Annotated in this window: 19 protein-coding genes; 2 read left to right on the top strand and 17 right to left on the bottom strand. The window is 69.2% G+C overall.

The annotated features are described in order from the left end of the window. The first annotated feature begins 123 nt into the window (after positions 1–123). Positions 124–2,370, top strand: a complete 2,247-nt coding sequence (locus ASG72_RS14065; RefSeq protein WP_082540350.1) for a ComEC/Rec2 family competence protein — start codon at positions 124–126, stop codon at positions 2,368–2,370. Positions 2,371–2,434: 64 nt separating this feature from the next. Here the strand turns inward: ASG72_RS14065 and lexA are convergent, their stop codons facing one another. From lexA to frr, 12 genes are all read right to left on the bottom strand, one after another. Continuing rightward, a complete protein-coding gene (gene lexA, locus ASG72_RS14060) occupies positions 2,435–3,142 on the bottom strand; it encodes a transcriptional repressor LexA (protein WP_056713249.1) in 708 nt (235 codons plus the stop codon). Positions 3,143–3,276: 134 nt separating this feature from the next. Continuing rightward, positions 3,277–4,470 carry a lipid-A-disaccharide synthase gene (gene lpxB, locus ASG72_RS14055; protein WP_082540349.1) on the bottom strand — a complete coding sequence of 398 codons (1,194 nt, stop codon included), beginning with the start codon at positions 4,468–4,470 and terminating at the stop codon, positions 3,277–3,279. Next, positions 4,467–5,297 carry a UDP-2,3-diacylglucosamine diphosphatase LpxI gene (lpxI, locus tag ASG72_RS14050; protein WP_056713246.1) on the bottom strand — a complete coding sequence of 277 codons (831 nt, stop codon included), beginning with the start codon at positions 5,295–5,297 and terminating at the stop codon, positions 4,467–4,469. The genes lpxB and lpxI overlap by 4 nt, the downstream gene beginning before the upstream one ends. After that, positions 5,294–6,103 (bottom strand): acyl-ACP--UDP-N-acetylglucosamine O-acyltransferase, encoded by an 810-nt coding sequence (lpxA, locus tag ASG72_RS14045; protein ID WP_056713244.1) that lies wholly within the window; start codon positions 6,101–6,103, stop codon positions 5,294–5,296. The genes lpxI and lpxA overlap by 4 nt, the downstream gene beginning before the upstream one ends. Before the next feature lie 109 nt (positions 6,104–6,212). Then, positions 6,213–6,671 (bottom strand): 3-hydroxyacyl-ACP dehydratase FabZ, encoded by a 459-nt coding sequence (gene fabZ / locus ASG72_RS14040; protein ID WP_056713242.1) that lies wholly within the window; start codon positions 6,669–6,671, stop codon positions 6,213–6,215. A 179-nt stretch (positions 6,672–6,850) separates the two neighbouring features. After that, positions 6,851–7,909, bottom strand: a complete 1,059-nt coding sequence (gene lpxD / locus ASG72_RS14035; RefSeq protein WP_056713240.1) for a UDP-3-O-(3-hydroxymyristoyl)glucosamine N-acyltransferase — start codon at positions 7,907–7,909, stop codon at positions 6,851–6,853. Positions 7,910–7,949: 40 nt separating this feature from the next. Then, complete coding sequence (gene bamA, locus ASG72_RS14030) at positions 7,950–10,424, bottom strand: outer membrane protein assembly factor BamA (protein WP_082540347.1); 2,475 nt, start codon at positions 10,422–10,424, stop codon at positions 7,950–7,952. Positions 10,425–10,690: 266 nt separating this feature from the next. Beyond that, positions 10,691–11,839 (bottom strand): RIP metalloprotease RseP, encoded by a 1,149-nt coding sequence (rseP, locus tag ASG72_RS14025; RefSeq protein ID WP_056713236.1) that lies wholly within the window; start codon positions 11,837–11,839, stop codon positions 10,691–10,693. 21 nt (positions 11,840–11,860) lie between these two features. Then, positions 11,861–13,042: a 1-deoxy-D-xylulose-5-phosphate reductoisomerase gene (gene dxr / locus ASG72_RS14020; RefSeq protein ID WP_056713235.1), complete on the bottom strand. Its 1,182-nt coding sequence runs from the start codon at positions 13,040–13,042 to the stop codon at positions 11,861–11,863. 4 nt (positions 13,043–13,046) lie between these two features. Next, the gene (locus ASG72_RS14015; protein WP_082540345.1) at positions 13,047–13,874 is read right to left on the bottom strand and encodes a phosphatidate cytidylyltransferase; all 828 of its coding nucleotides are present in this window, start codon (positions 13,872–13,874) and stop codon (positions 13,047–13,049) included. Further along, a complete protein-coding gene (locus ASG72_RS14010; RefSeq protein WP_056713233.1) occupies positions 13,871–14,632 on the bottom strand; it encodes an isoprenyl transferase in 762 nt (253 codons plus the stop codon). Before ASG72_RS14010 ends, ASG72_RS14015 begins: the two co-directional genes overlap by 4 nt. A gap of 81 nt (positions 14,633–14,713) precedes the next feature. Continuing rightward, positions 14,714–15,277, bottom strand: coding sequence for a ribosome recycling factor (gene frr, locus ASG72_RS14005; RefSeq protein WP_056713231.1), 564 nt, complete (start codon positions 15,275–15,277; stop codon positions 14,714–14,716). 233 nt (positions 15,278–15,510) lie between these two features. On the opposite strand from frr, the gene ASG72_RS14000 reads away from it, so the two are divergent. After that, complete coding sequence (locus ASG72_RS14000) at positions 15,511–15,924, top strand: VOC family protein (protein WP_056713229.1); 414 nt, start codon at positions 15,511–15,513, stop codon at positions 15,922–15,924. 3 nt (positions 15,925–15,927) lie between these two features. Here the strand turns inward: ASG72_RS14000 and pyrH are convergent, their stop codons facing one another. The 5 genes from pyrH to dnaE form a co-directional block, all read right to left on the bottom strand. Next, positions 15,928–16,635, bottom strand: a complete 708-nt coding sequence (gene pyrH, locus ASG72_RS13995) for a UMP kinase (protein ID WP_056713228.1) — start codon at positions 16,633–16,635, stop codon at positions 15,928–15,930. A 106-nt stretch (positions 16,636–16,741) separates the two neighbouring features. After that, on the bottom strand, positions 16,742–17,665 hold the full coding sequence (gene tsf / locus ASG72_RS13990; RefSeq protein WP_056713226.1) for a translation elongation factor Ts: 924 nt from the start codon (positions 17,663–17,665) through the stop codon (positions 16,742–16,744). A 174-nt stretch (positions 17,666–17,839) separates the two neighbouring features. Beyond that, positions 17,840–18,847: a 30S ribosomal protein S2 gene (locus ASG72_RS13985; RefSeq protein WP_056713224.1), complete on the bottom strand. Its 1,008-nt coding sequence runs from the start codon at positions 18,845–18,847 to the stop codon at positions 17,840–17,842. A gap of 249 nt (positions 18,848–19,096) precedes the next feature. Further along, on the bottom strand, positions 19,097–19,810 hold the full coding sequence (gene pncA, locus ASG72_RS13980; RefSeq protein ID WP_082540344.1) for a bifunctional nicotinamidase/pyrazinamidase: 714 nt from the start codon (positions 19,808–19,810) through the stop codon (positions 19,097–19,099). Positions 19,811–19,883: 73 nt separating this feature from the next. Continuing rightward, on the bottom strand, positions 19,884–23,366 hold the full coding sequence (gene dnaE, locus ASG72_RS13975) for a DNA polymerase III subunit alpha (protein WP_056714696.1): 3,483 nt from the start codon (positions 23,364–23,366) through the stop codon (positions 19,884–19,886). Positions 23,367–23,555 lie beyond the last annotated feature (189 nt).

The following is a 23,555-nucleotide window of genomic DNA, read 5'->3' as shown; positions in this document are numbered from 1 at the left end:
GCGAAGCGACCCGGGGCAAGATTCGGCGGGAAGGCGGAGGCCGGATGACACCCGCTGCGCGCGCCCTGTAACATGGCGGCGCAGCCGGCGTTAAGCCGCAATCGCCGGGGAGAGGGCTTTGTGATGCAGCCTGCCGCGCCATGGGCGGGACGCCGGCTCGCCGCTCTGGCCGCCGCGCTGCCCTGGCGCGGGCAGGCAGCCGCCTCCCGCCTGCCCCACCGGCTCGCGCTCGCCTTCGCCGCGCTCCGCGGCCATGTCGCACGGGCGGCGGCGTTGGAGGCCGAGCGCCGCCGGCCCTTCCTGTGGCTGCCGGTCGCCATGGGCATCGGCATCCTGCTCTACTTCGCGGCCGATCGTGAGCCGGCTTTCTGGGCGCCGATCTCCGCCTGCGCCCTCGCCGCGCTGGCAGCCCTCCTGATGAGGAGCCGGCCGCTGGCCTTCGCGTGCTGCCTCGCGCTCGCGGCCGCCGCCGCCGGCTTCGCCGCCGCGACCTGGCGCACGGCACAGATCGCGGCGCCGCTGCTTGAGCGTCCGCGCATCGGCCGCCTCGCCGGCTTCGTCGAATCCGTGGAGCTGCGCGATGTCGGGGCGCGGCTGGTCATCCGCGTGACCGGGATGCCCGGGCTCGACGCGTCCGCCCAGCCGCGCCGCATCCGCGTCAATGCCCGCAGCGCCGAGGCGGTTCCCGGCCAGCATGTCACGGTGCTGGCGCGCCTGCTGCCGCCGCCCGGGCCGGCGCGGCCGGGCGGCTATGATTTCGGGCGCGACGCCTTCTTCCGCGGCATCGGCGCCGTCGGCAGCATTCCCGGCAGGCTGACGCCGACCCCCGACCCTCCGCCCCTGCCGCCGGATCTAGCCCGCGCAGCCGCCCTCGATCAGGCCCGCAACGCCCTGACCGAGCGCATCGCCAAGGTGGGGGGCGGCCAGGCCGGGGCGATGACGGCGGCGCTGATCACCGGCAAGCGCGGCCTGATCACGGAAGCGACCAATATCGATCTGCGGGCCGCCGGCATCTACCACATCGTCTCGATCTCGGGGCTGCACATGGTGCTGGCCGCGGGCACGATCTTCTGGCTGGTGCGCGCTGTTCTGGCCCTGTCCAGGACGCTGGCCCTGCGCTGGCCGCTGAAGAAGATCGCCTCGCTGGCGGCGATGGCCGGGGCGACCGCCTATTGCATCTTCTCCGGAGCCGAGGTCGCGACGCTGCGCTCCCTGATCATGACGCTGGTGATGCTCGGCGCGACCCTGGTCGACCGGCCGGCGCTGAGCATGCGCAATCTGGCGCTGGCGGCGATGATCGTGCTGTCGCGGGAGCCCGAGGCGCTGCTGGGCCCGAGCTTCCAGATGTCGTTCGGCGCGGTGGCGGCGCTGATCGCCTTCGCCGAGCGCTGGCAGGAGGAGCGGGCGGCGCGCCCGCCCGCCGCCCTGCCCTGGCCGCTCGGCATGCTCTGGACCTCGGCGCTGGGCGTGCTGGTGACGACGCTGCTCGCCACCGCGGCGACGGCGCCCTTCGGCGCCTTTCATTTCCAGAGCTTCAACCCCTTCGGGCTGCTCGGCAATGCGCTCGCCTTGCCCTTCATCTCGCTGATCGTGATGCCCGCCTCGGTCGTGGGCGTGCTGGCCTATCCGTTCGGGTTGGACTGGCCGGCCTGGGCGCTGGTCGGCCTCGCCTCGCAGCAGGTGCTGCGGCTGGCCCATTGGGTCGCCGGTTTCGACCATGCCACGATCGGCATGGCGGCCTTCGGCGCGCCGACCCTGGCCTGTTTCGCGGCCTCGCTGCTCTGGGTCACGCTGTGGACCAGCTGGCTGCGCTGGCTCGCCATCCTGCCGCTGGTGGCGGGCGTCGCGACCGCGACCCATCCGGACCGGCCCGATATCCTGATCGAACGCGACGGCGCCGGGATGGCGGTGCGTGGCGGCGACGGGCGCCTGATCGCCGCGGGCAAGCCGAGCGGCTTCACCCTCCAGCAATGGCTGACGGCCGATGGCGACGGCCGCGCCCCGGCCGATCCCTCGCTGCGGCAGGGCGCACGATGCGACGCGACCGGCTGCATCGTGAGAGCCCGGGACGGACGCGCCATCGCCTTTGCGAGCGACAGGCTGGCGGTGGTCGAGGATTGCCGGCGGGCCGATCTCGTCGTCACCCCCATCCCCTGGACAGGGCCCTGCAAAGCGCGGCTGATCGACCGGACCGCGCTGAGCCGCGACGGGGCGACCGCCATGCGCATCCGCGGCGGCCGCTGGGACCGCGCGATCTCGGAGCGCCCGGATGCGCAGCGGCCCTGGATGCGCCGCCAGCCCGAGCGGCCGAAGCCCGTGCCGCAACCGCCCGCGGCCGACGAGACGGTCGGGGCCGGCGAACCCGGCTGACGCCCGGCGCGCCCTCCCCGCGACGCTTTGCGCCGACCCGAACCGCGAGGCCCGGGCCGGGGCGTCAGTATTTCCGCATCAGATTGACCAGGCGGCCCTGGATCTTGACGCGATCCGGCCCGAGGACGCGGGTCTCATAGGCGGGGTTCGCCGCCTCCAGCGCGATCGAGGAGCCGCGCTTGCGCAGACGCTTCAGCGTCGCCTCCTCGTCATCGATCAGAGCGACGATGATGTCCCCGGTATTGGCGGTGTCCTGGCGCCGGATCACCACGGTGTCGCCGTCGAGAATACCGGCCTCGACCATCGAATCGCCGCGGACCTCCAGGGCGAAATGCTCGCCCGAGCCGAGCATGTCGGCCGGCATGGCGACGCTGTGGCTGCGGCTCTGAATGGCCGAGATCGGCGTGCCGGCCGCGATGCGGCCCATGACGGGAATGCTGATCGAGCCGCGGCCATCATCCTCGGGCACGGGCGCGGCCGGCTTGCTCTTCGCCGACAGGCCGCCCTGGACCACCGAGGGACTGAAGCGCCCGCGGGCCGCCGGGGCGCTGCCGACCCCGTCCGGCAGCTTGATGACCTCGAGCGCCCGGGCCCGGTTCGGCAGGCGGCGGATGAAGCCACGCTCCTCGAGCGCCATGATCAGCCGGTGGATGCCGGATTTCGACCGCAGATCCAGCGCATCCTTCATCTCGTCGAAGGACGGCGGGACGCCGCTCTCGCGCAGGCGCTCATGGATGAAGCGAAGCAGTTCGAACTGTTTGCGTGTCAGCATGGTCCCCGCCGGATTCGAAACAAATCACGAACACCATACATGTTCGCGCTGTGTTCCGCAAGGCGACGCAACGCCAGCCGCGATCAGCGCCGCGCCTGCACGGCTTCGGCGGGGTCGAGACGCGACGACACCGCTCAGGCCGCGGGCGGGAGCGCGGGCCCGCCCTCGGGCGCGACCAGTGCGAGCGCCGCGGCGACGGCATTCGCGGCGGGATCGGCGCCGGCCGAGCGCATGATCATCTCGACCTCGACGAAGCCTTCGAGCTGGCGCCGGCGCGCTTCGCCATCGTCCAGCGCCGCGAGCAGCGCCGCCGCGAGGGCCTGCGGAACTGCCGTCTCCTGAATGAATTCCGGCACGACGCTGCGTCCGAGGATGAGGTTTGGCAGGATCACGCTCGGCAGCTTGACCAGCCGGCGCGCCAGAGCGGCCTCCCAATTGGCGCCCTTATAGGCGGCGACCGTCGGCACCTGCGACAGTGCCAGTTCGAGCGTCACGGTGCCGGACGAGGCCAGCGCCGCCCGCGCGCCGCGGAAGGCTTCGAGCTTCGCCGTCTCGCCAGAGACGATCTCGGCCTTCACCGGCCAGGCCGCCATGGCCTCGGCGATGGACGGGGCGAGATGCGTCACCGCCGGCAGGATGAAGCGCGCCTGCGGGCGGGCGCTCGCGACCAGGCCGACGGCCTGGCCGAAGACCGGCATCAGATGCGCGATCTCGGAGCGTCGGCTGCCGGGCAGCACCAGCACGCGCGGATGCCGCTGATCGGCGCGCAGTGGCGCCTCCTGCGGAGAGGGCCGCAGCAAAGCCAGCCGGTCGAGCAGCGGATGGCCGACATAGACCGTCTCCGGACCCTGGAGCCGCGCCAGCGCCTCGGGCTCGAAGGGCAGCAGCGCCAGGATACGGTCGATATGCGGCTTCATGCGCCGCGCCCGGCCGGAGCGCCAGGCCCAGACGCTGGGGCAGACCCAATGCACGATCGGTATCTGGGGCGCTCGCGCCCTCACCTTCCTTGCAACGCGCAAGGCGAAATCGGGGCTGTCGATGGTGAGCAGCAGATCCGGCTCGAAGGCGACGATTCCGCGCGCCGCATCCTCCATGCGCCGCAGCAGCAGCGGCAGCCGGGCGATGACCGGGCCGAAGCCCATCACGGCGATGTCGGCCTGATCGAAGAAGGGGCGCAGCCCCTGCGCCAGCAGCCTCTCCCCGCCGACGCCGGCCAGCACCAGCTCGCGCTCGCCGAGCCTCTGCCGCAGCGACTCGATGAAGCGCAGCGCCAGCGCGTCGCCCGAGGCCTCCCCGGCGATCAAGGCCAGCCTGAACGGCGCGCTCACGCGATGCCCTCGACGAAGAGCCCGTGCCGGTCCGCCAGCGCCGCCAGACCGGCGCGCTCGCCGACCAGCACCTGCCCGGCCCGCACGGCGATGCCAGCGAGCCCGGCCTCGCTGGCGAGACGCAGCGTCTCCGGCCCGATCGCCGGCATGTCGACGCGCAGATCCTGGCCGCGCTTGGGCGCCTTGACCAGCACGCCGTCGCCGCGTGCGATCTTCAGCCTGCCCTTGCCGACGAGCTCGGCGACGCGCCGCAGCGTCGCATCGGTGCCTTCCGCAGCCTCGATCGCGACGACGCGGTGATCGGCGAGGATCGCCGCCTGCCCGACATCGAAGGGCGAGATCGCCTCGAGCAGCGCGAAGCCCCGGCCGATCAGCGCACGGGTCTCGGCGCTGGCGGAGAGCCGGCCGAGCGGGCCTTCCGGCGCCGTCAGCCCCGGCGCGATCTCAGCCGGGCCCAGAACTTGGAACCCCTGCTCCTCGAAGAATCGGACGACCCCGCGCAGCAGATGATCATCCCCGCCCTGGAAGGCGCGGGCGAAATGCGGGAGATATTTCAGGGTCGAGGCCTCCGGCACGATGCCGCCGAAGCTCGGCCGCGGCAGCGAGCCGATCAGCACGAGATCGACGACGCCGCGCGACCGCAGCGCCTTGAGCAGGCGGCCGAGCTGGCCCAGCCGGTAGATGTCGAGATCCTCGGGCGGGAAGGACGCGGGATCGGCCGCGCCGTCGAGCGCGGCGACATAGATGGGGCGGCCGGCCTGGCGCAGGATGCGGGCCAGCGCCGGCGGGAAATCGCCGCCGCCGGCAATGATCGCGAGAGGGCTCACCGGTCGGGGGCGGCGACATCCCGCGGGACGCAGATCGCCCTTTCGCCGCCATTGCGGATGAAATCGAGGATCTCGTGGATCAGCGGATGCGCCGCGAATTCCCCGGCGACGTCCTCGACGCGCTCCGACAAGGTGCCCTCATCGGCGAAGAGCAGGCGGTAGGCGCGGCGCAGCTCGTGGATCTGCTCCCGCGAGAAGCCGCGGCGCTTCAGCCCGACCAGGTTGAGCCCTGCGAGATGGGCCGGGTTGTCGCGGACCATGCCGAAGGGGATGACGTCGTTCATCACCCCGGCGCCGCCGCCGATGAAGGCGTGGTCGCCGACGCGGATGAACTGGTGCAGCCCGGTGCCGCCGCCGACGATGACGAAATTGCCGACGTTGACATGGCCGGCGCACATCACATTGTTGGAGAAGATGACGCTGTCGCCGATCACGCAATCATGCGCGACATGCGAATTGGCGAGGAAGAAGCAGCGGTTGCCCACCACCGTCTTCATCGCCCCGCCCTCCGTGCCGGGGTTGATCGTCACCCCCTCGCGGATCTGGCAGTCGGACCCGATGGCCAGGGTCGACGGCTCGCCATGATATTTCACATCCTGCGGCGGATGGCCGATCGAGGCGAAGGGGTAGATCCGCGTCCGGGCGCCGATGCTGGTGCGGCCCGCCACCGCGACATGGCTGACGAGCTCGACCTGGTCGGCCAGCTCGACATCCGGGCCGACGGTGCAGAAGGGCCCGACGACGACGCCTTCGCCGAGCCGGGCCTTGGGATCGACGACGGACATGGGGTGGATGGTCACGCTCATGGAAGCTTTGTCCTGGCCTGAAGCCTTGTCGGGTGGGGCGGCGGCGCATCCCGCCTGCGAGGCGGGAGCGGTCGCTGACCCTGTCAGCTGCGCGATGCGGGAGGTTGCGCTAGACCACCATGGCCGAGAGATCGGCCTCCGCCACCAGAACCCCGTCGACCCGCGCCTCGCCGCGATAGAAATAGATGCTGCGCTTGCGGGCGATCTTGGTCAGGTGGAAGCGCAGCTGGTCGCCGGGAATGACGGGCTTGCGGAATTTCGCCTTGTCGATCGTCGTGAACAGGACGGAGCTGACCGGCGCATCCTCGGCACCGCGCGCATTGACGACGAGCACGCCGGCGGTCTGCGCCATCGCCTCGATCATCAGCACGCCCGGAAACACCGGACGGCCGGGAAAATGGCCGGTGAATTGCGGCTCGTTCATCGTCACGTTCTTGATGCCGATCCCCGACTCCTCGCCATTGATCTCAATGACGCGATCGACCAGCAGGAACGGATAGCGATGCGGAATGCACGCCATGATCCTCTGAATGTCGGCTACACCGAGCGTCGTCGCAACGTCCGTCATCTTGTCTCCACCATGGCGCAAGTCACTGATGAAGCGGCCGCACCCGGGCGATCCGCCTGTTCGGTCCGTTCTAGAGCATCACCGCGAAAAGGGAATGCTCTCGCTGCCGGTTCGGGCGCCGCCGCGACCGGGACCCTGCGGGAGGCGGCGCGTCGCCGGGCGGGAGAGCGCGGGCCCCGCTACTCCTCGGTGGCGGAACCGGCCCTGCGCTTGGCGAGCATCGATTTCAGCATGGCGCTCTCGCGCGCCCAGCTCAGCGCCGGCTGCGCGGGATAGCCGCCATAGCGCGCCCCGCGCGGCACGTCGCCGGCGACGCCGCTCTGGGCCGCGATCTGGGCGCCCATGCCGACGGTGAGATGGCCGGCGAGCCCGACCTGCCCGCCGAGCACCACGAAATCCTCGAGCGTGGTCGAGCCGGCGATGCCGACCTGCGAGACGATGACGCAATGCCGGCCGATCACGACGTTATGGCCGATCTGCACGAGATTATCGATCTTGGTGCCTTCGCCGATCACCGTGTCGCGGCTGGCGCCGCGGTCGATGCAGCTATTGGCGCCGATCTCGACATCGTCCTGGATGATCACGCGGCCGATCTGCGGCACCTTCATATGGCCCTTCGGGCTCATCGCGAAGCCGAAGCCGTCCTGCCCGATGCGGACGCCGGGATGGATGATGACGCGGTTGCCGACCAGCGCCGCCTGTAGCGTCGCGCCCGGCCCGATCGCGCAATCGCGCCCGATCCGCACCTGTGGGCCGATCACAGCCTGGGAGCCGATGACGCTGCCGGAGCCGATCTCGGCGCCGGGTCCGATCACCGCGCCGGGATCGACCGTGACGCCGGCCTCCAGCACCGCGGTGGCATGGACGAAGGCGCCCGGCGCCACGCCCTGCGCGCCGAAGACGGAGCCGGGGCGCAGCGCCTCGGGATGGAGCTTTGCGAGGATGCGCGCGAAGAGATGATAGGGCGTCGGCGTGACCAGCGCGACCGTACCGGCCGGGATGCGCGCGACGAAGCGCGGCGACACCAGGCACAGCCCGGCGGAGGTCGCGGCCAGCGCCTCCGTATATTTCGGGTTGTCCATATAGGCGAGATCGGCGGGGCCGGCCGCCTCCAGCGCCGCGGCGCCGGAAATCCTGCGGTCGGGATCCACACCCTCCGGCAGGGACAGGCCGCAGGAAGAGGCGACCTCGCCGAAGCTCAGCGAGGCCGAAACGGGAAAGAACTGGGGATCTGCCATGGCTTGAACCGGAACGGGGCGCTCTCGCGCCCCGTCATCCTCAGAACCGCGTGCCGCCGGAGAAGCGGAAGGCCTGCAGGCGGTCGCCGCCATATTTGCCGGTGACGCCGTTATAGGTGCCGATCTGCCCGTCATCCTTCGACAGGGCGTAGGCATAGTCGAAGCGCAGCGGCCCGAGCGGGGACTGCCAGAGCAGGCTCACGCCGACCGAGGAGCGAATGACGTTCTTGTCACGCACGCAGGCGATGTTGGTCTGCGCGGTCTGCGCCCCGGAGAGCGCCACGCCGGTGAACTGGCGCGGCCCCGAACCGGCCGGGCAGCCGGCGAAGGCGACCGACTTGCCGCCATCATATTCGAACAGCGTGCCGGCATCGGCGAAGACCGCGCCGCGCAGGCCGAGATCGCGCGGCAGACCCCAGATCGGGAACTGCAATTCGATCGTGCCGCCGACATAGGTGGTGCCGCCGAGCGCATTGGCAGTCGGGTCGTTCAGCACGTCGCGCGGGCCGATGCCGGACGGGGCGAAGCCGCGCACCAGTGTCGGTCCGAGGAAGTAATGGTCGACCATGCGCAGATTGCCGCTGGTGGCCTGGACATGGCCACCCTGCAGGCGGGCGAAGCCGACGACGTCCTCGAAGATCTCGCGGTAGTAGCGGGCATCCGCCGCGATGCGCAGGAACTTCGAATCGCCGCCCAGACCCGCGACCTCCGGCTTCAGCTCCGCGAAGAAGCCGTTGCGCGGATTGGCGTAATTGTCGAGCGAGTTATAGGTCAGGTTGACGCCGACCAGCGAGGTCAGGGTCGTGCCCGCGGCTTCCTTCACCGCGATCGAGGCTTCGCCATTGCTCAGGCAGTTGAACACCGAGTCGGCCCCGATCGTCCCGGCGGTGCCGGGCGTGATGCCGGGGATCGGCACCGAGCAGTCATTATAGGGACGCGTGGTGGTGTTCGGGATCTTGATCTCGGTCGTGTAGATCGAATAGCGCGGCGTGATCGACAGCTCTTCCGTGATCGGGAAGGTCAGGCGGACCTGGCCGCCGGTGACGCGGCTCTCGAAGCGGCCGGTATTGTAGTTGTCGCTGAACTTCGAGAACAGGTCGAAGCCCGCGGCGATACGGCGGCCGAGGAAATAGGGCTCGGTGAACGAGAAATCGATGCCCTGGCTCTTCTGGCCGAGCGTGCCGGCGATGCGCACGAACTGGCCGCGGCCGAGGAAGTTCGATTCCGACAGCGAGACTTCGCCGATGACGCCGTCCGAGGTGGAATAGCCGCCGGCGATCGAGAAAGCGCCGGTCGCCTTGTCCTCGACGTCGATGTTGACGACGACGCGGTCGGGCGTGCTGCCCGGCTCGTTGGTGATCCGGACCTTGTTGAAGAAGCCGAGATTGTTCAGGCGGCGCTCGGCCCGGTCGACCAGCACCTTGTTATAGGCGTCACCCTCGCCGAGATCGAGCTCGCGGCGGACGACATAATCGCGGGTGCGGGTGTTGCCGCGCACATTGATGCGCTCGACATAGACGCGCGGGCCCTCGTCGATGACATAGGTGATGCCGATCAGGCGGCCATTGGCGTCGCGGTCGCCGCGCGGGCGGACCTGGGCGAAGGCATAGCCGCGGCGGGAGACTTCCGTCGTCAGCGCGAGCAGCGAGCGCTCGACCGCCTCGGCATTGTAGGTGTCGCCGGCGGAGGTGGCGAGCATGCGCTGCAGCGAAGCGGGATCGATGTCGCGCAGCCTGGAATCGACCGCGACATTGCCGACCCGGTACTGCGGGCCCTCGCTCACCCCGATATCGATGATCCAGCCGCCGGCGGTCTCGTCGAAACGGGCATTGGTCGAGGTGATCTGGAAGTCGGCATAGCCGTTCTTCAGATAATAGCGGCGGATCAGCTCGAGATCGGAGGTGATGCGGTCGGCATCATAGACGTCCGAGGTCTTGAGGAAGCTGAGGAAGTTCGACTCGGTCGAGGTCATCAGGTTCCGCAGGCGGCTGCCCGAGAACGCGCTGTTGCCCGAGAAATTGATCGACTTGATGCCGGTCTTGCCCGATTCGACGATGGTGAAGACCACGTCCGAGCGGCCGTTCGGCAGCGGCGCGATGCGGCCGGAGACCGAGGACAGCCCGTAGCCGGCGCGGCGATAGGCCTCGCGCAGGCGCTCGACGTCGGCGTTGATCAGCTGCTGGCTCAGCGGCCCGCGCGACTTGGACTCGACCATCTGGGCGAGAACCTCGCCCTTCAGCCTGCGGTTACCCTCGAAGGCGACGCGGTTGATCGTGTCGTTCTCGCGGACGGCGATGATGGTCTGCGAGCCGCGGCGGCTGACCTGGACGCTGGAGAACAGGCCCGTCGCCAGCAGAGTCTGGCGGATATCCTGGGGGTTGCCCTGGGCGTAGCCGCGGATCGTCTCCGCATCGACGCTCCGGTTGCCTTGGACAATCACGGCCTGCGCAAACGCCACGCCACCGCTGACGGCCACGATTATGGCCGAAAGTCCGACTGATCGAGAGAGCCGCATTCTGAAAGACCGGCTCTTTTGGGTCGACGTCATCGGGTCGCCTATTCCATTTTCTCAGGTCGCCACCCCGGAGGGGGACAGCCGCAAATCCACGGCAGCACGGCGACATTGCAGTTCAATCGCTTCTACAAAGTTTCGCGCGGGGTGCAAACCGCCATCATCGTTAACGGATTATTTTTGAGGCGCTCGTTGCCCGCGCGCCACGGGGCTTCGCCCTGATTCGACCACATTCGCTCGGGCTGCCTGGCGCGGCCCGGCGGGCCGCCTCAGAGCAGGGATCTGACGTGGACGAGATCGTTCCAGGTCACGAACAGCATCAGCATCAGCACCAGGCCGAGGCCGAAGCGGAAGCCGATCTCCTGCGCGCGCTCGCTCAGCGGCCGGCCCCGCAGCGCCTCGATCGCATAGAAGAGCAGGTGCCCGCCATCGAGCATCGGGATCGGCACGAGGTTCATCAGCCCGATCGAGACGGAGAGAATCGCGGCGAGGTTGATCAGGGCCAGCAGACCGCCATTGGACGCCACCATGCCCGAAACCTGGGCGATGCGGATCGGGCCGGAGAGCTGGTCGGTGGATTCGCGCCCCGTCACCAGCTTGGCGACGTAATCATAGGTGCGCTCGACCACGAACCAGGTCTCGGCCACGCCGTTGCCCAGGGCCTCGAGCGGGCCGAAGCGCTGCACGGTCCAGTCCTCCGGCTTGCGGGAGGCCTGGATGCCGACCACGCCGATGCGCTGCTTGCCGAGCTTGGAGCTGGTTTCGACCAGCACCGGCGTCACCGGCAGGGTGACCAGCGCGCCGGAGCGCTCCACCGTCACCGGCACGGCCTCGTTGGGCCGCACCGAGATGATGCGCTGCATGTCGTTGAAGGAGGCGATCTTCTGGCCGTCGATCTCGACGACGAGGTCGCCGGGGCGCAGGCCCGCCCGCTCGGCGGCGCTGCCGGCCACGATCTGGTCGATGCGCGGGCTCAACACCGGCTTGCCGAAGATGAAGACGGTCCCGGCGAAGATCAGGATCGCCAGCAGGAAATTCGCGATCGGTCCCGCGGCGACGATCGCGGCGCGCTCTCCGATCGATTGCGCGGGGAAGCTGCGGGCGCGCTCCTCCGGCGACATCGCCGCGACGGCGTCGAAGCCCGGCGTGCTGGCGGCGTCGGCATCGCCGGAGAATTTCACATAGCCGCCGAGCGGGATCAGCGCGATGCGCCAGCGCGTGCCGTGCCGGTCGTCGAAGCCGTAGATCTCGCGGCCGAAGCCGACCGAGAACACCTTGACGTCGACGCCGCACCAGCGCCCGACGAGGAAATGGCCGAGCTCATGCACGAACACGACCAGGCCGAGAACGAACAGAAACGGCAGGAGATAGCCGAGCACGAACTGTCCGGATTCCCACAAGGTCGTTGCGAACTGCATCAAATTCTCCAGAGCTGCCTCTTAGGTGACAGCGAAACCGCCTCCGGACAAGAGCGCCCGCGCCCGAATCCGTGCATCGCGATCGATCGCGAGCGCCTCCGCGACGGTCGCGGGCGCCTCGGCGGAGGCGAATTCCCGGCTACAGACCGCCTCGACCAGCTGGGCGATGCCGGGAAAGGCGATCTCGCCGGCCAGGAAGGCGGCGACGGCGATTTCATTGGCGGCGTTGAGCACGGCGGGTGCGGCTCCGCCCTGGGCGAGCGCCGCCATCGCCAGGCCGAGCGCCGGGAAGCGCGCGAGATCCGGCGGCTCGAAGACGAGCGGCGCCGTCCGGGCGAGATCGAGGAAACGCGCCGCCGGCGCGTCCAGCCGCCCGTCGATCCCGAGGCAATGGGCGGCCGCGACCCGCATATCCGGCAGAGCGAGCCCGGCGCTGACCGAGCCGTCGCGGAAGGTCACCAGCCCATGCACGATCTGCTGGGGATGGACCAGCACCTCGAGCTGGTCGTGGCGCAGCCCGAAGAGATAGCGCGCCTCGATCAGCTCCAGCCCCTTGTTCATCATGCTGGCGGAATCGATGGTGATCTTCGCGCCCATCGCATAGTTCGGATGGGCCAGCGCCTGTTCCGGCCGCGCCGCGGCGATCTGCGCGGCGGTCCAGGTCCGAAACGGGCCGCCCGAAGCCGTCAGCGTCATGCTGCGCACGGCCGAAACCGGCTCGGCGCCGAGCACCTGGTAGAGCGCGTTATGCTCGGAATCGAGCGGCAGGATCGTCGCGCCGACATGGCGCGCCTGCGCCATCACGGCCTCGCCCGCGCAGACCAGGCTCTCCTTGTTGGCGAGCGCGATCACCCGGCCGGGCATCAGCGCGGCGAAGGTCGCCTCCAGCCCCGCCGCACCGGAAATGGCGCTGACCACGATGTCGCTCGGCCGCGCCACCGCCTCGAGCACCGCCTCCCGCCCTGCTCCGCTGGCAATACCGGTCCCGGCCAAGGCTTCGCGCAGGGCGGGGCCGGAATCGGCCTCCGCCAGGGCGGCGAAAGCGGCGCCGGTCTCGATCGCGACGCGGGCCAAAGCGGCGGCATCGCGGCCGCCGACCACGACGGAAATGGCGAGCCGCTCCGGATTCTCGGCGACGACGTCGCGCGTCGAGCGGCCGATGGAACCGGTGGCCCCGAGAAGCGTGACGCTGCGCCGGCTCACATGCTCACCGCGCGAGCTCGACCAGGAAGAGCAGCAGGCCGGACAGGACGAGCACCGCCCAATAGCCGTCGAGCCGGTCCAGGAACCCGCCATGGCCGGGGATCAGCCGGCCGGAATCCTTGGCGCCGAACCGTCTTTTGACGGCGGATTCGAAGAGATCCCCGGCCTGCGACGCGACGGAAGCGGCAAAGGACAGAGCCAGGCTCGCCGCTCCGCCGATCAGCGGCGCCGCCTGCGGCGTCAGCCGCCAGACGGCGTAGCCGCCGAGCGTGCCGGCGAGCGCGCCGCCGATCGCGCCCGACCAGGTCTTCTTCGGGCTGAAGCGCGGCATCAGTTTCGGCCCGCCGAGGCGGCGACCGGTGAAATAGGCCGCGATATCGGTGAACCAGACGACGGCGAAGCTCCAGATGATGATCGCCAGGCCGAGATCGGGCACCGACCGCAAAGCCGGCGTGATCAGCGCGAAACCCAGGGCATAGGCGACGCCACAGGCTTCGAGCGGCCATTTCCCGCGCATCAGCGGGGTGAGTACGGCGCCGGTCAGCGCCGCCATGGCGGCGACGCCTGCCAGCGCCACCTGGCTCGCGGGAGAGAAGCCGAGCGCCAGCCCGGCGAGCGCGACGCCGATCCCGCCCGGCAAGGCGTTGCGCCGGCTGACGAAGGCCAGCCATTCATAGGCGACGAAACCGGCGACCAGCGCCCAGACGATGCGGAACGGCCAGCCGCCCCACCAGGTCGCGGCGAGGATGCCGGCGGCCATGATCAGCGCCGACAGGATGCGCTGCCGCAATTCGCTCGCAGCGGCGGGGCTGGCAGGCCGGGGCTCGCTCACGCGGCGCCCGCCTTGCGGACCGTCACCGGCTCGACGCCGCCGAAACGCCGCTCGCGCCGGCGATATTCCGAAATGGCCGCGACGAGATCGGCCTTGTCGAAATCGGGCCAGAGCACGGGGCTGAAGACGAATTCGGCATAGGCGGCCTGCCATAGCAGGAAGTTGGAGATCCGGGTCTCGCCGGATGTGCGGATCACCAGTTCGGGGTCCGGCAGATCGGCCGTGTCGAGATGGCCATGCAGCACGGCCTCGTCGATCGCGGCGGGGTCGAGCCGGCCGGCGGCGACCTCCGTCGCGATGGCGCGCGTTGCCCTGACGATCTCGTCGCGCGAGCCGTAATTGAAGGCCACCACCAGGGTCATGCCGCTATTTCCGGCGGTCGACTGCTCGGCATGCTCGACCAGCCGGCGCAGATCCGGCGCCAGATCCTCGCGCCCGCCGATGATCCGCACCCGCAGCCCCGCCTCGGCGAGCTCCGCCAGATCCTTCTCGACGAAACGCCGGAGCAGCCCCAGCAAGAAGGACACCTCCGCCTGGGGGCGCCGCCAATTCTCGGTGGAGAAACTGTAGAGGGTGAGCACTTCGATGCCGAGTTCGGCGGCGTGGCGCACCGTCCGCCGCAGGGCTTCCAGCCCGCGGCGATGGCCTTCCTGGCGCGGCAGGTTGCGCATCTTCGCCCAGCGCCCATTGCCATCCATGATGATGGCGACATGGCAGGGATCCGCTGCGCTCTCACCCTGACGCGTCTCTGCTGACATCGATCTGCCTCATGGGCCGTCGCCGGGAAGGAGCCGTCGCGCGAGCCTGCCCGCGCGACGGATGAAAGGCTGCGGCGCGCCTCAGACGGAGAGGATTTCCTTTTCCTTCGCCGCCAGCGCCTGGTCGATCTCGGCGATGTGCTGGTCGGTCGCCTTCTGCACCAGATCGGACTGGCGGGTCACGTCGTCCTTGGTGAAGGCGCCCTCCTTCTCGACCTTCTTGATGATGTCGATGGCGTCACGCCGGACATGGCGCACGGCGATCTTCGATTCCTCGGCGTATTTATGCGCGACCTTGACCATCTCCTTGCGGCGCTGCTCGTTCAGCTCCGGGATGCGGATGCGCAGCACCTGGCCTTCGGTCTGCGGGTTCAGGCCGAGATCGGATTCGCGGATCGCCTTCTCGACCGGGCCGACCATGCTGCGGTCCCAGACCTGCACGCTGAGCAGGCGCGCCTCGGGGACGCTGACGGTGGCGAGCTGCGACAGGGGCGTGCGCGCGCCATAGGCCTCGACCTGGATCGGATCGAGCATGTTGGCGGAGGCGCGGCCGCTGCGCAGGGAGGCGAGATCGCCCTTGAAGGACTGCAGGGCGCCGGCCATGCGGCGCTTCACATCGGCGAGATCGAACGTCGTCTGGGCCATAATCTTTAAGACCTTGCGGATAATCCAAAATCGGCGCGACCATGGCGGCGGTGGCCGGCCCGGTCAAGAATTACCTGTTCGAACAGCATGTTCCCATGATCCGGGCAAGGGAAAAGCGCCGAGACGGGACAGGATCGGCGCCGGCTGGAGCCATCCGCGCCTTGCCGCTAATCTCGCCGCCGCCGTCGCGCCGGCCGCATGGGAGCGGCCCGGCAGAGCCGCAGGAGAGCGCCATGCCCCGCCTCAACCGCATCGTCGAGACCGCGCTCTATGTCGATGATCTCGAGCGCGCCCGCGCGTTCTACGAGGAGAAGCTCGGGCTCGTGCCCCTGCTCAAGACCGGCACGCTGCATGCCTTCGATGTCGGCGGGCAGAGCGTGCTGCTGCTGTTCAAGCGCGGCGCCTCGCTGCAGACCCAGCATTCGGCCGGCGGAACGATTCCGCCCCATGACGGAGAGGGCCCGCTGCACATCGCCTTCGGGATCGACGCCGAGGAGTTGCCGGCCTGGGAGGCGCGGCTCGCCGAGCTCGGCATCCCGATCGAGGGCCGGATGCGCTGGGAGCGCGGCGGCACCAGCCTCTATCTCCGCGATCCCGACGGCCATCTGCTGGAATGGGTGACGCCGGGCCTGTGGGCGACCTATTGAGGCTCAAGGGGTGACGTAGGTCGCCCTGCCCTCGCCGCGCAGCACCGCAGCCAGCGCGCCGAGCTCGGCGATCGAGAACACCACGATGGTCAGCCCGGCATCGCGGGCCAGCGCGAAGGCGGCGGTATCCATCACCTTCAGGTCGCGCCGGATCGCATCCTCATGCGTCAGCGTCTCGTAGCGGACCGCCGAGGCGTCCTTCTTCGGATCGGCGGAATAGACGCCGTCGACCTGCGTCGCCTTGAGCAGATGGCTGCAGCCGAGCTCCGCCGCGCGCAGGGCCGCACCGGTATCGGTGGTGAAATAGGGGTTGCCGGTGCCGCCGCCCAGCACGACCACCTTGCCATGGCTGAGATGGTCGAGCGCGCGCTTGCGGGCATAGCTCTCGCAGAGCGAGGGCATCGGCACCGCGGACATGGCGCGCGCCGGCGCGCCCGCGCTCTCGATCGCATGTTCGAGCGCCAGCGCGTTCATCACCGTGCCGAGCATGCCGATCGAATCGGCGCTGGTCCTGTCGAGGCCCTTGGTCAGCCCCTGCACGCCGCGGAAAAAATTGCCGCCGCCGACGACGATGGCGATCTCGACGCCCTCATGCGAGGCGTTGGCGATGTCGCCGGCCAGAGCCGTCAGCGTGCTGCCGTCGAGGCCCGATCCCGCTGCTCCCGCAAGGGCTTCGCCGGACAGCTTCACGAGGACGCGTTTGGGTCTCATTGGCTCTCTCCGCTGTCACGCCTGCCCGCGATTCGCGGGCGCCATCGCCTTCATACAAAAAAGGCCGCGCAAGGCGCGGCCTTTTCGTGTCTCGTCCTCGGACGGATCAGCCCGTCGTGCCGCCGGCGGCAGCGACTTCCGCTGCGAAATCCTGCTCCTCCTTCTCGATGCCCTCGCCGAGCGCGAAGCGGGCGAAACCCTTCAGCGCGACGGGGGCGCCGACCTTGCCCTCGATCTCCTTGAGCACCTGCGAGACCGATTTGGAGCCGTCATGGATATAGGCCTGGTCGAGCAGGCAATATTCCTTGGCGTAGCTCTTCAGCCCGCTCTCGGTGATCTTCTCGAGCACATGGGCGGGCTTGCCGGCGTTCTTCTCGGCCAGGATCGCCTTCTCGCGCTCCAGCACGGCCGGATCGACCGAGGCGAGATCGAGGGCGATCGGATTGGTCGCGGCGACATGCATGGCGAGCTGGCGGCCGAGCACGGCGAGCTCATCGGCCTTGCCGGTCGATTCCAGCCCGACGATGACGCCGATCTTGCCCAGGCCGTCGGCCACGGCGCCATGGACATAGGAGCCGATCACGCCGGCCGAGACCTTGACCTCGGCGACGCGGCGCAGCGTCATGTTCTCGCCGATGGTGGCGATGGCGTTGGCGATCGCCTCCTGGACCGAGCCGCCGCCGGGATAGTGATGCGCCAGCACGGCCTCGGCGTCGCCGCCCTTCTCCAGGGCGACATTGGCGATGCCATGGGCCAGCGCCTGGAATTCCAGGTTGCGGGCGACGAAATCGGTCTCGGAGTTGAGCTCGGAGACGACGCCGCGGGTGCCGGAGACGGCGACGGCGACGAGGCCCTCGGCGGCGACGCGGCCGGCCTTTTTGGCGGCCTTGGCCAGGCCCTTGGTGCGCAGCCAGTCGATCGCGGCTTCCATGTCGCCATCGACCGCCGACAGCGCGGCCTTGCAGTCCATCATGCCCGCGCCGGTCTTGTCGCGGAGTTCCTTCACCATCCCGGCGGTGATCGCTGCCATGTGCCTGTGTCCTTATGGTCTCGGGTCGCGGCCAGGAAGGCGGCGCGACCTCTGGAAAGAAAGGGATTTGATCCTGCGATGGGAGAACGCCGACGTTCCGTTTCCGGCCGTCGGCGCTTGTCACGCATCATTCGAAGCCGACTGCGACGCGCCTGTGACGCGCCGCAGGGGGGATCACGCCTCGGCGAGATCGCGGGCCTGGGCGACCCAGCCCTCGCGCTCGACGCGGCCGCCGAGCTTCAGATCCTGGTCGACCTTGGTGACGTCGGCCGGGGACATGGCCGCGATCTGCCAGAAGTGGAAGACGCCGCCATCATTGAGCTTCTGCACGGTCTCGGGACCCATGCCCGAGAGCTTCATCAGATCGTCCGGCGCGCCGCGCGGCGCGGTCAGCAGCTCGAAGGCCGGAGCGGCATCGGCCGCCGGCTCGGCCGCCAGGGCCTCCTCGACCATCGGCGCTTCCGAAGCGCCGAGATCGACGCCATGGTCGCCAGAGGCGCGGGAGATGCCGTCGATCGCCGAGCGGGCGATCAGGTCGCAATAGAGCTGGATGGCGCGGCCGGCATCGTCATTGGCGGGCACCGGGAAGGTGATGCCGTCCGGATCGGAGTTCGAATCGACGATCGCGGCGACCGGGATGCCGAGGCGCTGGGCCTCCTTGATCGCGAGCGCTTCCTTGTTGGTGTCGATGACGAAGATCATGTCCGGCGTGCCGCCCATGTCCTTGATGCCGCCGAGCGCCTTTTCGAGCTTGTCGCGCTCGCGGGCGAGCATCAGCCGCTCCTTCTTGGTCAGGCCGGTGCTGCCGCCGTTCAGGAGCTCGTCGACCTTGCGCAGGCGCTGGATCGAGGCCGAGATCGTCTTCCAATTGGTCAGCATGCCGCCGAGCCAACGGGAGTTCACGTAATACTGGGCCGAACGCTTGGCCGCATCGGCGATGGCGTCCTGGGCCTGGCGCTTGGTGCCGACGAAGAGCACGCGGCCGCCGCGGGCGACGGTGTCCGACACCGCCTGCAGGGCGCGCGAGAGCATCGGCACCGACTGCGACAGGTCGAGAATGTGGATGTTGTTGCGGGTGCCGAAGATATAGGGCGACATCTTCGGGTTCCAGCGATGCGCCTGGTGGCCGAAATGGGCCCCGGCCTCGAGCAGCTGGCGCATGGAGAAATCGGGCAGTGCCATGGTGTTATCGTCCTTCCGGTTGAGCCTCTGGGATGCGAATGAACGAGGCATAGGCTGCCAAGTCACCGGAACGTCTCGAAGAGCCGAGACGATGCGCCCCATGTGGGATGGGCTGCGCCATACAGGGGATAGGGCGGGAAAGCAAGGCCGCGGCTCACGACTCGCGGTAGACGGCGCGAGTTAGGCCCCCCCGGCCCGCGGGGCGGAACCGCCGCCATGGCAGCGGCGATCCGAACGCGACGTCGAAGCTCAGCCCGGCAGTCCCGCCACCGTGACCCGCTTCACGCCCAGCGCCGCCATATCGGCCCAGGCCTTGGCGAGCGAGCCATTCAGGTCGATGGCGCGGCAGGCCTCCTCGACGACGAGCGTCTCGAGCCCCGCCTTGGCCGCATCCTGCGCGGTCCAGTTCACGCAGAAATCCGTTGCGAGCCCGACCACCACCGCGCGGAGGATGCCACGCTCGCGGAGATACCCCCCGAGACCGGTCGGCGTCCTGCGGTCGGCCTCGATGAAGCCGGAATAGCTGTCGATCTGCGGGCGATAGCCCTTGCGGATGATCGCCTGCGCCGTCGGCAGATCGAGATCGGCCCGGAATTCCGCGCCCTTCGTCCCCTGGATGCAATGGTCCGGCCAGAGCACCTGCGCGCCATAGGGCATCTCGACGAGATCGAAGGGCTTTTTGCCGGGATGGCTGGAGGCGAAGGACGAATGCCCGGCCGGGTGCCAGTCCTGCGTCATGACGATGGTCGAAAAGCGCTTGCCCAGCGCGTTGATGACGGGGACGACCTCGTCGCCCTTCGCGACCGCCAGGCTGCCGCCGGGACAGAAATCATTCTGCACGTCGACCACGATCAGCGCCGTGCTCGCGTCGATCATCGGTTTCTCCTGTGCGAACCCTGCCCGGCCGGTCGCTGCAACGGACAAGACCGTCGCCCCGGCAATGAGTTGGCGCCTGTCCATCATCCCATGAGTCGGCATTGCCATCTCCGCCTGACCCAAGGGCATCCTAGCCCCGCCAGGCGCGCAGCGCCAGCCCTCAGCGCAGCTCGACGCTGACCACGCCCGGCGCGGCCCGGACCGCATTGGCGATCTGCTGGTTGACCGGATAGCGCCCCGGCAGTTCGATCTCGACCTCCTGCGCGCCATCGTCGAGAATCATCACCAGCGCGATCTTGCCGTCCGCCTTCATGCCGTCGCTGCGCGGGCGCACGCGCTCGGCGATCGAGGCCAGCGCCTTGTCGTCGCGGAGATAGACCAGAAGGTCCTGCTTCTGACGCGCCGCGAGATCGTCCAGCACCTCGGCATCCTCGATGCGCGGGCGGACATCCTCACCATCGAGCACCGCCGATAGCCGCAGCACCAGCGCCCTGCCCGGCTCGAGCAGGTCGCGATAGCGCTGCAGCCCCTCGGAGAACAGCACCGCCTCGAACTGGCCGCTCGGGTCGGAGAGGTTGACGATGCCCATCTTGTTGCCGGATTTGGTGCGCCGCTCGGATTTGTCGATCACCGAGACGGCCACCTTGGCGACGCCGGTTCCGTTGGCCCGCACGGTCTGGGCGAAATCGGCATAGCGCTGCACCCGCAGCCGCTTCAGCACATGCTCGTAATCATCCAGCGGATGGCCCGAGAGGAAGAAGCCGACAGCGTCATGTTCCCGCTTCAGCCGCTCAGCCGGTGACCAGGGCTCGACCGGCGGGATGCGGAAGGCTTCCTGCACCATGCCGCCGCCGAACAGCTCCGACTGGCCGCCGGCCGCCGCCTCGCGGGTGCGGTTGGAGAGGGCGAGGACACCGTCGACCGCGGCCATGGCACGGGCCCGCTCCGGCTCGAGCTCGTCCAGCGCGCCCGCGGCGATCAAGGCCTCGATGGTGCGGCGGTTGACCTGCTTGGTGTCGATGCGCCGCGCGAAATCGGCGAGGTCGCGGAAGGGGCCGCCGGCGCGCCGCGCCTGCACGATCGCCTCCACCGCCGCCCCGCCGACGCCCTTGATCGCGGCCAGCGCATAGAAGATCGCGCCATCGGCGACGTCGAAGGCGACACCGGAGCGGTTGATCGTCGGGCGCTCGACCTTGATGCCGATGCGCTCGGCATCGCGCCGGAATTCCGAGAGCTTGTCGGTGTTGCCCATGTCGAGCGTCATCGACGCCGCCAGAAACTCGACGGGGTAATTGGCTTTGAGATAGGCGGTCTGATAGGCGACCACCGCATAGGCCGCGGCATGGCTCTTGTTGAAGCCGTAATCGGCGAATTTCGCCAGAAGATCGAAAATTTCGGAGGCGATGTCCTTGGTCATGCCGCCTTCGGTGGCGCCGCGGACGAAGCGGTCGCGCTGGGCGTCCATCTCCGCCTTGATCTTCTTGCCCATGGCGCGGCGCAGCAGGTCCGCTTCGCCGAGCGAATAGCCCGACAGCGCCTGCGCCACCTGCATCACCTGCTCCTGATAGACGATGATGCCATGGGTCTCGGCCAGGATGGGCTCGAGCTTCGGGTGGAGATAGGTCGGGGCCTCCAGCCCGAGCTTGCGGCGGCAATAGGTCGGGATATTGTCCATCGGCCCCGGCCGGTAGAGCGCCACCAGCGCGATCAGATCCTCGATCCGGTCGGCCTTCATCTCGACCAGGGCCTTGCGCATGCCGGCGCTTTCCACCTGGAACACGCCGACCGTCTCGCCCCGCGCCAGCATCTCGTAGCTCTTGGGGTCGTCGAAGGGGATTTCGGCGAGGTCGATGGTGATGCCGCGCTGGGCGATCAGCTTCACGGCGGTGGTCAGCGTGGTCAGCGTCTTCAGGCCGAGGAAGTCGAACTTCACCAGCCCGGCCTGCTCCACCCATTTCATGTTGAACTGGGTGACGCGCATGCCGGTGCGCGGATCGACCGAGAGCGCCACCAGCTGCTCCAGCGGCCGGTCGCCGATGACGACGCCCGCCGCATGGGTCGAGGCGTGGCGATGCAGCCCTTCGAGCTTCTGGCCGATCTCCAGCAGCCTGGCGACGATCGGCTCGGCCGCCGCCGCCTCCTGCAGCTTCGGCTCGCCGGCGATGGCGTCGACCAGCGAGATCGGCTTGGCCGGGTTCTGCGGCACCAGCTTGGTCAGCTTGTCGACCTGGCCATAGGGCATTTCGAGCACGCGGCCGACATCGCGCAGCACGCCGCGCGCCAGCAGCGTGCCGAAGGTGATGATCTGCGCGACGCGCTCCTCGCCATAGCGGCGCTTGACGTAGTCGATCACCTCCTCGCGCCGGTCCTGGCAGAAATCGATGTCGAAATCCGGCATCGAGACGCGGTCGGGGTTGAGGAAGCGCTCGAACAGCAGGCCGAAGCGCAGCGGATCGACATCGGTGATGGTCAGCGCATAGGCGACGAGCGAGCCGGCGCCCGAACCGCGGCCCGGACCGACGGGAATGTCCTGGGCCTTGGCCCATTTGATGAAGTCCGAGACGATCAGGAAATAGCCCGGGAACTTCATCCGGGTGATGATCGACAGCTCGAAATCGAGCCGCTTCTCATACTCCTCCACCGTATAGCCCGGCGCCGGCCCATGCTTGGCCAGGCGCAGCTCCAGCCCGGCCTTCGCCTGGATCTGCAGCTCCTCCGCCTCGTCGCGGCCCTCCTCGCCGAAGCGCGGCAGGATCGGCTTGCGCTGGCCGACGCGCCAGGTACAGCGCATCGCGATTTCGATCGTATTGGCAAGCGCTTCCGGCAGATCGGAGAAGCGTCGCTTCATCTCGATGCGGCTGGCGAAGAAATGCTCGGGGGTGACGCGGCGGCGCTCGCCATCGGAGACGAGGCGTCCCGCCGCCACCGCCAGCAGCGCATCATGCGCGTCGAAATCCGCGGGCTTGGCGAAGAAGGGCTCGTTGGTGGCGACGAGCGGCAGGTCGGCATCATAGGCCAGGGTCAGCAGATGCGCCTCGAGCGCCTCCTGCTCGTCCCGGCCATTGCGCTGGATCTCGACATAGAGCCGGTCGCCGAAGATGGTGGCGAGCGTCTGCAGGCGCGCCTTGGCCTGGGCGAGCTGGCCGTTGCGGATCGCGCAGTCGAGCGGGCCGCCATAGCCGCCGGTCAGGGCGATGACCCCCTCGTGATGGGCGCGCAGCCGCTCGATGCTGGAGAGCGGCTGGCCGGCTCCGCCGGTGGCGAGGCAGGCTTCCGTCACCAGCTTCATCAGATTGCCGTAACCGGTCTCGGTCATGGCCAGCAGCACGATATGCGGCGTCTCGGGGTTGAGCGGCCGGCGCCCGCCTTCGGCCTCGTCGGCGAAATCGACCGAGAGCTGCACGCCCGCGATCGGCTGCAGCCCGGCACCGGCGAGCTTCTCGGAGAATTCGAGTGCGCCGAAGAGGTTGTTGGTGTCCGTCAGCGCCAGCGCCGGCTGGCCGTCGGCGGCCGCCATCTTGGCCAGCGTGGCGATGGTCATGGCGCCTTCCAGCAGGGAATAGCTGGAATGGACGTGGAGATGCACGAAGCCGACCTCGGACAGAATGCGCGCCTCGCCGTTTCGCCGCCCGCTCTCGCCCATCTCGCACCTCTGCCCCGCATCCTCCGCCGCGCGAGTCGCGCCGGATTTCGCCGCCTCATATGAAGCGCCGGGCGCATGGGCGTCGAGCGTCATTTCAGCGTGTCCACCGCGCATCGCGGGCGGGTCGGGGCCGCAGGCGCGGCAGCGGCGCCGGGGCTCAGACGCCGGGGCCCGAGAGCACCGCAGCCC

Source organism: Allobosea sp. Leaf344, from assembly GCF_001426225.1.
Taxonomy (GTDB): domain Bacteria; phylum Pseudomonadota; class Alphaproteobacteria; order Rhizobiales; family Beijerinckiaceae; genus Allobosea.
Note: the sequence above shows the minus strand (reverse complement) of the source record. Positions and strands in the feature narration are given on the sequence as shown.

Excerpts from the sequence above, each read along its gene's own strand:
- ASG72_RS14065 (WP_082540350.1), top strand. The coding sequence starts at position 124 with ATGCAGCCTGCCGCGCCATGGGCGGGACGCCGGCTCGCCGCTCTGGCC.
- lexA (WP_056713249.1), bottom strand. The coding sequence starts at position 3,142 with ATGCTGACACGCAAACAGTTCGAACTGCTTCGCTTCATCCATGAGCGC.
- lpxA (WP_056713244.1), bottom strand. The coding sequence starts at position 6,103 with ATGAGCGTGACCATCCACCCCATGTCCGTCGTCGATCCCAAGGCCCGG.
- fabZ (WP_056713242.1), bottom strand. The coding sequence starts at position 6,671 with ATGACGGACGTTGCGACGACGCTCGGTGTAGCCGACATTCAGAGGATC.
- lpxD (WP_056713240.1), bottom strand. The coding sequence starts at position 7,909 with ATGGCAGATCCCCAGTTCTTTCCCGTTTCGGCCTCGCTGAGCTTCGGC.
- bamA (WP_082540347.1), bottom strand. The coding sequence starts at position 10,424 with ATGCGGCTCTCTCGATCAGTCGGACTTTCGGCCATAATCGTGGCCGTC.
- rseP (WP_056713236.1), bottom strand. The coding sequence starts at position 11,839 with ATGCAGTTCGCAACGACCTTGTGGGAATCCGGACAGTTCGTGCTCGGC.
- ASG72_RS14010 (WP_056713233.1), bottom strand. The coding sequence starts at position 14,632 with ATGTCAGCAGAGACGCGTCAGGGTGAGAGCGCAGCGGATCCCTGCCAT.
- frr (WP_056713231.1), bottom strand. The coding sequence starts at position 15,277 with ATGGCCCAGACGACGTTCGATCTCGCCGATGTGAAGCGCCGCATGGCC.
- ASG72_RS14000 (WP_056713229.1), top strand. The coding sequence starts at position 15,511 with ATGCCCCGCCTCAACCGCATCGTCGAGACCGCGCTCTATGTCGATGAT.
- pyrH (WP_056713228.1), bottom strand. The coding sequence starts at position 16,635 with ATGAGACCCAAACGCGTCCTCGTGAAGCTGTCCGGCGAAGCCCTTGCG.
- tsf (WP_056713226.1), bottom strand. The coding sequence starts at position 17,665 with ATGGCAGCGATCACCGCCGGGATGGTGAAGGAACTCCGCGACAAGACC.
- ASG72_RS13985 (WP_056713224.1), bottom strand. The coding sequence starts at position 18,847 with ATGGCACTGCCCGATTTCTCCATGCGCCAGCTGCTCGAGGCCGGGGCC.
- pncA (WP_082540344.1), bottom strand. The coding sequence starts at position 19,810 with ATGATGGACAGGCGCCAACTCATTGCCGGGGCGACGGTCTTGTCCGTT.
- dnaE (WP_056714696.1), bottom strand. The coding sequence starts at position 23,366 with ATGGGCGAGAGCGGGCGGCGAAACGGCGAGGCGCGCATTCTGTCCGAG.